Here is an 11,913-nt window from a genome sequence, read left to right on the forward strand (position 1 = left end):
GCGGCTGCGCGCGAATACAGGCAGACATTCTGGAGACGACATGCAACATCAGATTCAGGCGGCACGGGCGACGCTGTTGGTGGACGGCCGCAACACGCTCGGCGAGGGCGCGACGTGGTGCGATGCGACCGGCACGCTGTACTGGGTCGACATAGAAGGCGCGCAGCTTTGGCGATGCCGCGCCGACGGCACGGGTGCGACGCACTGGCCGATGCCCGAGCGGCTCGCGTGCTTCGCGCTGACGGACGAGCCGGACGTGCTGCTCGTCGGGCTCGCGACGCATCTCGCGTTCTTCGACTTGCGCACGGAGACGTTCACGCGGATCGTCGACGTCGAGCCCGGCCAGCCGACACGGCTCAACGACGGCCGCTGCGATCCGCACGGCGCGTTCGTGTTCCGGATGAAGGACGAAGACGGTGAGCCGCCGCGCGCGGTCGGCGGGTTCTACCGGCTCGATGCCGACCTCACACTCGAACGGCTCGTGTTGCCGCCGGCGACGATCGCGAACAGCATCGCGTTCTCGCCGGACGGTTCGAAGATGTACTTCTGCGATTCGCTCGTGCGCGAAATCCTCGTTTGCGACTACGGCCGCGCCGGCACGTCCCGCGTGCGGTCGTTCGCGCGCCTGACTGATGCGGACGGCGACCCGGACGGCTCGACGATCGATCGCGACGGCGGGCTGTGGAACGCGCAATGGGGCGGAAGGCGGGTGGTGCGCTACGGGCCGGACGGTGTCGAAACGGAGCGCATCGCCGTGCCGACCGCGCAGCCGAACTGCGCGGCGCTCGACGATGCAGGGCGCCTGTACGTGACGAGCGCGCGCGTCGGGCTGAGCGATGCCGCGCTTGCGAATGACGCGCACGCCGGCGGCGTGTTCGTTGCGCAGACGCGATACGCGGCTCGCCGACCGCGCGGTTCCCGTTCAAGCGCACGGTGCGCGGCTGACCGCGAGAGCCGCGCATCGCGTGCTGGTAAGATGGCCCGCAATTTCATCCGGCCCGCGTCATGAGCACTGCACCGACCAAGTCCGCGAATTCCAGGAACGCGAAGAACGCCGTCCGCGCCGCGGGCGACAAGCCGAAGGCGCGCGCGCCGCAACGCCTCACCTACGTGATCGGCAGCCTCGACCGGCTGCTGCGCCGTCACATGACCGACGCGCTCGCGCCGCTCGGCATCACGCTCGCGCAGTACACGGCGCTGTCGGTGCTCGAGGCGCGCGGCGCATCGTCGAACGCGCAGCTCGCCGAACGTTCGTTCATCACGCCGCAATCGGCGAACGAGGTGATGAGCGTGATGGCGGCTCGCGGCTTCGTCACGCGCGAAGCCGATCCGTCGCACGGCCGCGTGATCCTGCTGACGCTGACCGACGACGGCGCGGCGATGCTGCGCGAATGCGAGGCCGTGCTGCGTCCGCTCGAAAGCCGGATGCTCGGCGAACTCCCCGCCGACGACGCCGCGCATGTGCAGCGCGTGCTCGAAGTGTTCGTCCGCAACCTGCGCGGCTGACGTTCCCGACCCCACGAAACCGCCGGTAGTTCGCTGTCCCGGATATCCACGACAGGGTTTACACCGGCGTTTTTGTCGCTTGCAATATCAGGTAGCCTGATATTAAATGAAGCCGTTCGCAGCAGAGGCGCTGCGCACCGAATCGGCACTGGAACACATCACAGGAACAGATATGAGCAAGTACGACAACCGCTGGCAGACCGTCGAGGTAAAAGTGGAGGCGGGCATCGCGTGGGTGACGCTGAACCGCCCGGACAAGCGCAACGCGATGAGCCCGACGCTCAACCAGGAGATGCTGCAGGTGCTCGACGCGATCGAGTTCGACGACGACGCGAAGGTGCTCGTGCTGACCGGCGCGGGCACCGCGTGGACCGCCGGCATGGATCTGAAGGAGTACTTCCGCGAAATCGACGGCGGCCCGGACGCGCTGCAGGAGAAGGTGCGGCGCGACGCGTCGGAGTGGCAATGGCGGCGCCTGCGGATGTACGGCAAGCCGACGATCGCGATGGTGAACGGCTGGTGCTTCGGCGGCGGCTTCTCGCCGCTCGTCGCGTGCGATCTCGCGATCGCGGCCGACGAAGCGGTGTTCGGCCTGTCGGAGATCAACTGGGGCATCCCGCCGGGCAACCTCGTCAGCAAGGCGATGGCGGATACCGTCGGGCATCGCTGCGCGCTGCACTACATCATGACGGGCGATACGTTCACCGGCGTCGAGGCGGCAGACATGGGCCTCGTGAACCGCAGCGTGCCGCTCGCCGAGCTGCGCGACGCGACGATCGCGCTCGCCGCGCGCCTCATCGACAAGAACCCGGTCGTGCTGCGTGCGGCGAAGCACGGCTTCAAGCGGTCGCGGGAACTGACGTGGGAGCAGTGCGAGGATTACCTGTACGCGAAGCTCGATCAGGCGCAGTTGCGCGACCCGGAGCGGGGCCGCGAGCAGGGGCTCAAGCAGTTCCTCGACGACAAGGCGATCAAGCCCGGGCTGCAGGCGTACAAGCGCTGATCGATACTGCCATGCAGGCATGGGACTGGAGACACCAATGACCGACAGACAGATGCTGATCGGCGGCGAATGGTGCGCGGCGCGCGACGGGCGCACCTTCGACCGTTTCAACCCGGCGACCGGCGCGCTCGCGTCGCGGGCGCCGGCCGCAGGCGCCGCCGACGTCGACGCGGCGGTCGACGCCGCGCACCGCGCGTTTCCCGCCTGGGCCGCGCTCGCGCCGACCGAGCGCCGCCGCCGGCTGCTGAAGGCGGCGGACCTGATGGACGCGCGCATCGACGCGTTCGTCGCGACCGGCGTCGCGGAAACCGGCGCGACGCCGGGCTGGTACGGCTTCAACGTGGCGCTCGCGGCGAACATGCTGCGCGAGGCGGCCGCGATGACGACGCAGATCGACGGCGACCTCATCCCATCCGACGTGCCCGGCAATCTCGCGCTTGCGATGCGCGTGCCGTGCGGCGTCGTGCTCGGCATCGCGCCGTGGAATGCGCCGGTGATCCTCGGCACCCGCGCGCTCGCGATGCCGCTCGCGTGCGGCAACACGGTCGTGCTGAAGGCGTCCGAGGCGTGCCCCGGCGTGCACGCGCTGGTCGGCGCGGTGCTGCACGACGCGGGGCTCGGCGCTGGCGTCGTCAACGTGGTCACGCACGCGGCGGACGACGCGCCGGCACTCGTCGAACGGCTGATCGCGCATCCGCACGTGAAGCGCGTCAACTTCACCGGCTCGACGCACGTCGGGCGCATCATTGCGCGCCACGCGGCGGCGCACCTGAAGCCGGTGCTGCTCGAACTCGGCGGCAAGGCGCCGGTGCTCGTGCTCGACGACGCGGATCTCGACGCCGCCGTCGACGCGATCGCGTTCGGCGCATTCTTCAACCAGGGGCAGATCTGCATGTCGACCGAGCGCGTGATCGCCGCGCGGGCGATCGCCGATGCGCTCGTCGAACGGCTCGCCGCGAAGGCGCGCTCGCTCGTCGCCGGTGATCCGCACGCGGGCTATGCGCTCGGCACGATGGTCGATGCGTCGGCGGCCGCGCGTGCGGCGTCGCTGGTCGAGGATGCGCGTGCGCATGGCGCGCACCTGCCGCTCGGCTGTCGCGTCGAAGGCGCGGTGATGCAGCCCGCGATCGTCGACGGCGTGACGCCGCACATGCGCCTGTATCGCGAGGAATCGTTCGCGCCAGTCGTCGCGATCCTGCGCGCGGACAGCGACGACGACGCGGTCGCGCTCGCGAACGACAGCGAGTTCGGGCTCGCGGCGAGCGTGTTCAGCCGCGACATCGCGCGGGCGCTGGCGGTTGCGCGGCGGATCGAATCGGGAATCTGCCACATCAACGGCCCGACCGTGCACGACGAAGCGCAGATGCCGTTCGGCGGCGTGAAGGCGAGCGGCCACGGCCGCTTCGGCAGCCGAGCGTCGATCGCCGAATTCACCGAGCTGCGCTGGATCACCGTGCAGACCGCGCCGCGCCACTATCCGATCTGAGAGGGAAACGATGAACGCATCGATTACCTCGCACGCCGCGGATCGCAACGCCGGCGGCGCACGCTATCGCGCGGCGGCGGTCGCGCAGGGCGACGCCGACATCCGCCGCGACGCCGACGGCACCTGGCGGCTGCGCGCGCTCGAACCGCTCGGCGCGTATCCGGAGCGCCTGACCGATTGCCTCGCGAACGGCGCGCACGCGCATCCGGACCGCGTACTCGCCGCGCGCCGCGGCGAAGACGGCCGCTGGATCGAGATCACTTACGCGCAGATGTTCGAGCGCGCCCGTGCGCTCGGGCAGGGCCTCGCCGATCTCGGGCTGTCGGCCAAGCGGCCGCTCGCGGTGCTGTCCGGCAACGACCTCGAACACCTGCAACTGATGTTCGCGGCGATGCTGGCCGGCGTGCCGTATGCGCCGATCTCGCCTGCGTATTCGCTGGTGTCGACCGACTACGGCAAGCTGCGCCACACGCTCGGCGTGCTGCGGCCGGGCGCGGTGTTCGCCGCCAACGGTGACGCGTTCGCGCGCGCGCTCGATGCGGCGCTGCCGGCCGACGCGACGCTGATCGTCGCGCAAAGCGGCCAGGCCGATGGCCGGCGCGACGCCGTGCCGTTCGCGCGCCTGCTTGACACCGTGCCGCGGACGATCGACCTGGTCCACGAGACGGTCGGCCCCGATCACGTCGCGAAGATCCTGTTCACGTCCGGCTCGACGAAGCAGCCGAAGGCCGTGCCGACCACGCACCGGATGCTGTGCAGCAACCAGCAGATGCTGCGCCAGACGATGCCGGAACTGACGCGCGAGCCGCCGGTGCTGGTCGACTGGCTGCCGTGGAACCACACGTTCGGCGGCAGTCACAACCTCGGCATCGCGCTGTACAACGGCGGCACGCTGTACCTGGACGACGGCCGCCCGGTGCCGGGCCGTTTCGACGAGACCGTGCGCAACCTGCACGAGATCGCGCCGACGATCTACTTCAACGTGCCGAAGGGCTGGGAGGAGCTGACCGCCGCGCTCGAGCGCGACGCCGTGCTGCGCGCCACGTTCTTCTCGCGCGTGAAGCTGTTCTTCTTCGGCGGCGCGGGGCTGTCGCAAGCGGTGTGGGACCGCCTCGACCGCGTGACCGAAGCGCATTGCGGCGAACGCATCCGGATCATGGCGGGCCTCGGAATGACCGAGACGTCGCCGTCGTGCCTGTTCACGACCGGCCCGCTGATGCGCTCGGGCTACATCGGCCTGCCCGCGCCCGGCTGCGACGTGAAGCTCGCGCCGTGCGGCGACAAGCTCGAACTGCGCTTCAAGGGGCCGAACGTGATGCGCGGCTATTGGCACGCGGACGTCGATCCGCGCGACGTGTTCGACGACGAAGGCTATTACCGCAGTGGCGACGCGGCGACGTTCGCCGATCCGGCGCGGCCCGAGCTCGGCCTGCAGTTCGACGGCCGGCTGACCGAGGATTTCAAGCTGAGCACGGGCACCTTCGTCAGCGTCGGGCCGCTGCGTGCGCAGGCGGTGTCGAGCGGCGCGCCTTACGTGCAGGACGTGGTCGTGACCGGGCTCAATCGCGACGACATCGGCCTGCTGGTGTTTCCGCGCGTCGACGCGTGCCGGGCGCTGGCCGGGCTCGGCGGCGATGCGGCGGTGGCCGACGTGCTGCGCGCGCCTGCCGTGCGCGCGGCGTTCGCCGCGTGGCTCGAACGGCTCAATCGCGGCGCGACTGGCAGCTCGACGTTCGTCGCGCGCATCCGCTTGATGGATACGCCGCCGTCGCTCGATCTCGGCGAAGTCACCGACAAGGGCTCGCTGAACCAGGCGGCCGTGCAGCAGCATCGCGCGGCGGCGATCGAGGCGCTTTACGACGCGACGCGCGGCGATCCGGCGGCCGGCGACCCGGATGTGATCCACGCTTGAGCATTGGCCGGTCGGGTGAGCTGCCGACCGGCATTTTTCGACCAATAAATCAGGCTGCCTGATAACGGCTGCCGCTCGACCAGGAGACAGCGCGTTCGTCAGCCTCTGGCCGGCGGCGGACGCGCACGTGGGATTTGCATAGGACTGGAGACAAAATGAACACCTATGTTGCAGAGAAGCCGGCGATCGCGACGACCCTCGTGCTGTGCTTCGCGATCGCATTGCTCGAAGGGCTTGACCTGCAGTCGGTCGGCGTCGCCGCGCCGCGCATGGCGCACGAATTCGGGCTCACGGTGTCGCAGATGGGCATCGCGTTCAGCGCGGGCACCTTCGGCCTGCTGCCCGGCGCGATGCTCGGCGGCCGGCTCGCGGACCGGTTCGGCCGCAAGCGCGTGCTGATCGCATCGGTCGCGCTGTTCGGGCTGCTGTCGATCGCCACCGCGCAGGCGGCGGGCTTCGCGATGCTCGTGGCCGTGCGCGTGCTGACCGGCATCGGGCTCGGCGGCGCGATGCCGAACCTGATCGCGCTGTCGTCCGAAGCGGTCGAGCCGCGCGCGCGCAGCAGCGCGGTCGCCGCGATGTACTGCGGCATTCCGTTCGGCGGCGTGATCGCGTCGCTGATCGGCGTGCTGCTCGCCGGCGACGCCGAGTGGCGCCACATCTTCTACGTCGGCGGCGTGGGGCCTCTGCTGCTCGTGCCGCTTTTGATCGGTCTGCTGCCCGAGTCGCGCGCGTATCTCGGCGTCGCCGGCGCCGAGCGCGCGAGCGTCGCGCACACGCTGTTCGGCGGAGGGCGCACGCTGTCCACGCTCGCGCTGTGGGTCAGTTACTTCTGCACGCTGATCGTCCTCTACTTCCTGCTGAACTGGCTGCCGTCGCTGATGGCGGCGCGCGGGCTGGACCGCGCGCACGTCGGCCTCGTGCAGATCGCGTTCAACGTCGGCGGCGGGCTCGGCGCGCTCGGCATCGGCGCGGCGATGGACCGGATGCGCGCGACGCGCGTCGTCGGCGGCATGTACGCCGGGATCGTGCTGTCGCTCGCCGCGCTGGCGGCGGCGCCGGGCTTCGCGTCGCTCGCGGCGGCCGCGTTCGCGGCCGGCATGTTCGTGATCGGCGGGCAGTCGGTACTGTACGCGCTCGCGGCGATCTACTACCCGACCGCGATGCGCGGCACAGGCGTCGGCGCGGCGGTTGCCGTCGGCCGGCTCGGCTCCGTGGTCGGGCCGCTCGCAGCCGCGACGCTGCTGGCCGCAGGCCGCAGTGCGCCGGTCGTGATCGGCGCGAGCATCCCCGTCACGCTCGTCGCCGCCGTCGCCGCGTGGCTGCTGATCGGGCGGCCGCAGGCGGGCGACTGAATTTCGTTTCATCCACGAGCGCCATCAGAGCGCGACATCAACACAGGTTCGGAGACGTCATCATGAAGAACACCCAGGCCCTGCTGGCCGCCGGCGCATGCGCGCTGGCCGCGGCGAGCGCACATGCGCAGTCGAGCGTGACGCTGTACGGGATCATCGACACCGGCATCGAATACGTGTCGCACGCGAACGCGGCCGGCGACCACGTCGTGCGCATGCCCGCCGTGACGGGCGAGTTGCCGTCGCGCTGGGGCCTGCGCGGCACCGAGGATCTTGGCGGCGGCTACCAGGCGGTGTTCGTGCTCGAGAGCGGCTTCAACGTGCGCGGCGGCGATCTCGGCCAGGGCGGCCGGCTGTTCGGCCGGCAAGCGTTCGTCGGGCTGAAGAGCGGCTTCGGCACGCTCGCGTTCGGCCGCCAGTACATGATGACCTACCTCGCGCTGCAGGGCGCCGACATCGTCGGCCCGGACATCTACGGCCTCGGTTCGCTCGACGCCTACGTGCCGAACGGCCGCGCGGACAACGCGGTCACGTACACGGCGAATTACAAGGGCTTCACGTTCGGCGCCGGCTATTCGTTCGGCCGCGACGGCGCGGGCACCGGCAATTCGCCGGGGCAGGGCACGTGCGCGGGGCAGGTGCCGGGCCACGCGGTCGAATGCCGCGACTGGTCGGTGATGCTCAAGTACGACAGCGCGCTGTTCGGCGTCGCCGCGTCGTACGAGGAGCAGCGCGGCGGCGCGAACGCGGCGGCGAACTTCTTCGACGGCGTCGCGCCCGCCGCCTTTACGACCAGCGCCGACAAGGATGCGCGCACGCACGTCAGCGGCTACGTGAACGTCGGCCATGCGCGCATCGGCGCGGGCTGGCTCGGACGGCGCGTGACGACCGAAGCGCCTGCCGCGCCGGGCGCACGTTCGGACCTGTTCTTCGTCGGTGCGTCGTATGCGTTCACGCCGCTGTTCACGGTCGACGGCCAGGGCTACCGGATCGTCAACACCGCGCACGATACGCGCGCGACGATGGCGACGCTGCGTGCCACCTACGCGCTGTCGAAGCGCACCTCGGTCTACGCGCAGACCTCGTATCTGTGGAACAGCGCGCACGCGCGCTACGCGGTCAGCGGCGGCGGCCCCGGCACGACGCCCGGCGCCGGGATGAACCAGCTCGGCGCGATGGTCGGCGTCAAGCATCTGTTCTGAGCCGCGTTCCCGACGAAACGGAGACACCATGAACAAATCCGTACTCCTTTGCGTTGCGCCGCTGTCCGCCGCGATCCTCGCCGGCTGCGGCGGCGACGATTCGATCTCGCCGGCTTCTCCGCATTTGAGCGCCGCGACGCCGGCCGCGATGACGCAGACCTGCGACGCGCTCGCCGCGCGGCTCGCGTATGCGAACACGTCGTTCACGTCGGTGACGACCGCCGCCGCGGGCGCGCTGACGGTGGCCGGCAAGCCGATCGCCGAACACTGCGTGATCGCCGGGAAGATGAACGAGCGCGTGAGCCCCGTGGACGGCAAGACCTACGCGATTGGCTTCGAGATGCGCCTGCCGAAGGCGTGGAACGGCCGCTTCTTCTACCAGGCGAACGGCGGGCTCGACGGCAACGTCGTGACCGCGACCGGCGAGATTGGCGGCGGCGGGCCGCTGAACGATGCGCTGAACATGGGGTTCGCCGTGATCAGCTCGGATTCCGGGCACAGCGCCGCGCAGAATCCGCTGTTCGGCCTAGACTCGCAGGCGCGCATTGACTACGGCTACGGCGCCGTCGACGCACTGACGCCGATGGCCAAGCAGGTGATCCGGCTCGCGTACGGCAAGGCCCCCGATCGCAGCTATTTCGGCGGTTGTTCGAACGGCGGGCGTCACGCGATGGTGACGGCCGTGCGCAACGCGGGCGACTACGACGGCATCATCGCGGGCGATCCGGGCTTTCACCTGCCGAAAGCGGCGATCGGCGAGATGTACGGTGCACAGCAGTTCGCGAAGATCGCGTCGGCGACCGGATCGAACGGGCTGCCGGACATCCGCAGCGGCTTCACTGACGCCGAGCGCCAGTTCGTCGGCGCGAAGATCGTGGAGAAATGCGATGCGCTCGACGGTGTGGCCGACGGGATGGTGCAGGATGTTGCCGCGTGCCAGGCGCACTTCAGCGTAGATGTGGACATTCCGACCTGCGCAAACGGCGCGCGCACCGGCGCGTGCCTGACGGGCGCGCAGAAGACTGCGCTCGCCAACGTGTTCGCGGGGGCGCGCAACAGCGCGGGCGCGGCGCTGTACGCGAGCTTTCCGTACGACCCGGGCGTTGCCGGCAGCGGCTGGGCCGCGTGGAAGCAGTCGAATTCGGTCACGCTCGACCCGGCCGCGATGGCGTTCACGTTCGTGACGCCGCCGAAGCCCGCGGCGACGCTCGCGAACCTGCCGGGCTTCGCGCTCGGCTTCGACATGGATAACGACGCGCCGGCGATTTTCGCGACGAGCGGTGTGTATGCGGAATCCGCGTGGTCGTTCATGACGCCGCCCGACGAGACGAACCTGTCGGCGCTGAAGGCGCGCGGTGTGAAGCTGCTTGTCTATCACGGCACCGGCGATCCGGTGTTTTCGTTCAACGATACGCGCGACTGGTATGCGCGGCTCGCTCAGGCGAACGGCGGGGATGCGTCGGATTTCGCGCGGTTCTATCCGGTGCCGGGGATGAATCATTGTTCGGGCGGGCCGGCGGCGGATCAGTTCGATATGTTGACGCCGCTGGTTGCGTGGGTCGAGCAGGGGCAGCCGCCGGAGGCGGTCGTGGCGACCGCGCGCGATGCGGGGAATGCGGTGCCGAATGCGGAAGTGCCGACGGCATGGGGAGCGGGGCGGACGCGGCCGCTGTGTCCTTATCCGAAAGTGGCGCGGTATAGCGGGGCGGGGGATGTGAATTCGGCGGGGAGTTTCAGTTGCCGGTGAGGTTGCCGCGCGTGGAGCCTGTCAGATTTAGTGTGCCGAGGTCATGAGACGATAAGGGAAATAACGTTCTATGACCGAAGCAACCGTGACCAAGAAGAGCAAGAACCCGAAGGCGCCGAAGCTGTTTCCCGATGAACTGATCGATCAACTCCTTGCGCAGGTGCAGAGCAAGGACGCCGAGTCGATCCTGGGCGAATCGGGGCTGGCCGGCCAGCTCAAGAAGCAACTGGCCGAGCGTATGCTTGCGGCCGAGTTGAGCCACCATCTGGAAGCCGAGACTGAGCAGGGCAAGGCCGGCAACCACCGCAACGGCACCAGTCCCAAGACGGTCCTGACGCCCAACGGCGAGCTGAAGCTGGATATTCCGCGCGATCGGCAGGCGACGTTCGAGCCGCAATTGGTCGGCAAGTATCAACGCCGCCTGCCCGGCTTCGACGACCACGTCATCAGCATGTATGCGCGCGGCATGAGCGTGCGCGAGATTCAGGGCCACCTGCTGGAACTGTACGGGCTGCAGGTGTCGCCCGATCTGATTTCGACGGTCACCGACGAGGTGCTGGCCGACGTCGAGCAGTGGCAGCAACGCCCGCTCGAGGCCATGTATCCGATCGTGTACTTTGACGCGCTGCGGCTGAAGATCCGCGACGAAGGCATGGTCAAGAACAAGGCGGTCTATCTGGCATTGGGCATCCGCGCCGACGGCCGCAAGGAAGTGCTGGGTTTGTGGATCGAGCAAACCGAAGGCGCCAAGTTCTGGCTGAAGGTCTTCAACGAGTTGAAGAACCGCGGCTTGCACGACATCCTGATCGCGGTGGTCGATGGATTGCGCGGCTTCCCCGAAGCGATCGAGGCAGTCTATCCGGCCGCCCAAATCCAGACCTGCATTGTGCATCTCATCCGCAATTCGCTGAATCTGGCGAGTTGGAAGGACCGCAAGCCGCTGGCTGCCGCGATCAAGCCGATCTATCAGGCCACCACGGCCGAGGCGGCGGCCGCGGCGCTCGACGCCTTTGCGCAGAGCGAGTGGGGGCGCAAATTCCCTACCGTCGCGGCCATGTGGCAGCGCCAGTGGGAACAGGTGATCCCGTTCTTCGCCTATCCGCCCGAGGTGCGTCGAATCGTATATACGACCAACGCCATTGAGAGCATGCACATGCAGTTGCGCAAGATCGTCAAGAGCCGCGGCCACTTCCCGAGCGACGAAGCCGCCAGCAAGCTGCTGTACCTGGCCTTGCGCAACATCGAAAAGGATTGGAAGATGCCGCCTATCACTTGGCGGCAAGCAGTCAATCAGTTCGCCATTCTGTTCGGCGAGCGATTCACCTCCGCCATCAGCTGAGATTCTTAACCGGCCTCAGCACACGAAATTCCTGACACCTCCGAAGTAATGGGTTCATGTCCGGCCTCCTTCGCTGTCCACGAACAATCTTAAGAAAAACAGGCACGCTCCGCTAGCCGCGATGAACGTCGCGTCGACGCTCTTTAGTTATAGGGGCCGCACGGCCCTGCCTAGGTCCCTCGACGGAACTTGGCAACAAGCAGCGCCACCGATGGGCGTTTTAACGACCAGCATCGTCGACACTGCTTGTGCTATAAGAGGGGCGGCCGGGAGTCGAAAGATGCGCGGCATCGTGCTTGACACGGAATTCGGCTGGACCCAACTCAGGAACAATACGCGGCTCGCATCCCCAATGGATCTTCT

8 protein-coding genes and 1 pseudogene are annotated in these 11,913 nt (G+C 68.6%); all 9 read left to right on the plus strand.

The window, feature by feature from the left end; translation table 11 throughout:
* Positions 1-40: 40 nt before the first annotated feature.
* The 9 genes and pseudogenes from AQ610_RS19075 to AQ610_RS19115 all read left to right on the plus strand — a co-directional run bounded on the left by AQ610_RS19075 (position 41) and on the right by AQ610_RS19115 (position 11,550).
* A pseudogene (locus tag AQ610_RS19075) lies at positions 41-945 on the plus strand (SMP-30/gluconolactonase/LRE family protein).
* A 60-nt stretch (positions 946-1,005) separates the two neighbouring features.
* On the plus strand, positions 1,006-1,506 hold the full coding sequence (locus AQ610_RS19080; protein WP_006029614.1) for a MarR family winged helix-turn-helix transcriptional regulator: 501 nt from the start codon (positions 1,006-1,008) through the stop codon (positions 1,504-1,506).
* A 172-nt stretch (positions 1,507-1,678) separates the two neighbouring features.
* Positions 1,679-2,509, plus strand: a complete 831-nt coding sequence (locus AQ610_RS19085; RefSeq protein ID WP_006029615.1) for a p-hydroxycinnamoyl CoA hydratase/lyase — start codon at positions 1,679-1,681, stop codon at positions 2,507-2,509.
* Positions 2,510-2,546: 37 nt separating this feature from the next.
* Positions 2,547-3,995, plus strand: coding sequence for an aldehyde dehydrogenase (locus AQ610_RS19090; RefSeq protein ID WP_006029616.1), 1,449 nt, complete (start codon positions 2,547-2,549; stop codon positions 3,993-3,995).
* Between the two features lie 10 nt (positions 3,996-4,005).
* Positions 4,006-5,907: a feruloyl-CoA synthase gene (locus tag AQ610_RS19095; protein ID WP_006029617.1), complete on the plus strand. Its 1,902-nt coding sequence runs from the start codon at positions 4,006-4,008 to the stop codon at positions 5,905-5,907.
* 155 nt (positions 5,908-6,062) lie between these two features.
* The gene (mhpT, locus tag AQ610_RS19100; RefSeq protein WP_006029618.1) at positions 6,063-7,262 is read left to right on the plus strand and encodes a 3-(3-hydroxy-phenyl)propionate transporter MhpT; all 1,200 of its coding nucleotides are present in this window, start codon (positions 6,063-6,065) and stop codon (positions 7,260-7,262) included.
* A 62-nt stretch (positions 7,263-7,324) separates the two neighbouring features.
* Positions 7,325-8,464 carry a porin gene (locus tag AQ610_RS19105; protein WP_009916476.1) on the plus strand — a complete coding sequence of 380 codons (1,140 nt, stop codon included), beginning with the start codon at positions 7,325-7,327 and terminating at the stop codon, positions 8,462-8,464.
* 28 nt (positions 8,465-8,492) lie between these two features.
* A complete protein-coding gene (locus AQ610_RS19110) occupies positions 8,493-10,211 on the plus strand; it encodes a tannase/feruloyl esterase family alpha/beta hydrolase (protein ID WP_006029620.1) in 1,719 nt (572 codons plus the stop codon).
* Between the two features lie 70 nt (positions 10,212-10,281).
* Positions 10,282-11,550 (plus strand): IS256 family transposase, encoded by a 1,269-nt coding sequence (locus AQ610_RS19115; RefSeq protein WP_045554682.1) that lies wholly within the window; start codon positions 10,282-10,284, stop codon positions 11,548-11,550.
* Positions 11,551-11,913: the final 363 nt, after the last annotated feature.

The sequence above is a fragment of the Burkholderia humptydooensis genome (genome assembly GCF_001513745.1).
In the GTDB taxonomy this organism is placed as follows: Bacteria; Pseudomonadota; Gammaproteobacteria; order Burkholderiales; family Burkholderiaceae; genus Burkholderia; species Burkholderia humptydooensis.